This is a genomic window from Metabacillus sp. 84 (assembly GCF_050107715.1).
In the GTDB taxonomy this organism is placed as follows: Bacteria; Bacillota; Bacilli; order Bacillales; family Bacillaceae; genus Metabacillus_B.
This window is the reverse complement of sequence record NZ_JBNILN010000030.1, coordinates 1-538: the sequence shown is the minus strand read 5'-3', so window position 1 is coordinate 538 and position 538 is coordinate 1. Positions and strand designations below refer to the sequence as shown.

Genomic DNA, 538 nt, shown 5'->3' with positions numbered 1-538 from the left:
TCTTTGAAAACTAAACAAATCGAAGTGCCAACGTTAATTCTAAAGTTTTAAACAAGAGCTAGTCAAACTACTTTTTGGAGAGTTTGATCCTGGCTCAGGACGAACGCTGGCGGCGTGCCTAATACATGCAAGTCGAGCGGACCTCTTCGGAGGTCAGCGGCGGACGGGTGAGTAACACGTGGGCAACCTGCCTGTAAGACTGGGATAACTCCGGGAAACCGGAGCTAATACCGGATAACCTTTTGAACCGCATGGTTCAAAACTGAAAGACGGTTATGCTGTCACTTACAGATGGGCCCGCGGCGCATTAGCTAGTTGGTGAGGTAATGGCTCACCAAGGCGACGATGCGTAGCCGACCTGAGAGGGTGATCGGCCACACTGGGACTGAGACACGGCCCAGACTCCTACGGGAGGCAGCAGTAGGGAATCTTCCGCAATGGACGAAAGTCTGACGGAGCAACGCCGCGTGAGTGATGAAGGTTTTCGGATCGTAAAGCTCTGTTGTCAGGGAAGAACAAGTGCGGGAGTCACTGCCCG

General features: G+C 52.8%; 1 rRNA gene. It reads left to right on the top strand.

Annotated elements, in window-relative coordinates:
- Window positions 1-71: 71 nt before the first annotated feature.
- A 16S ribosomal RNA gene (locus tag ACQCV8_RS20155) occupies window positions 72-538 on the top strand; the annotation flags it as partial.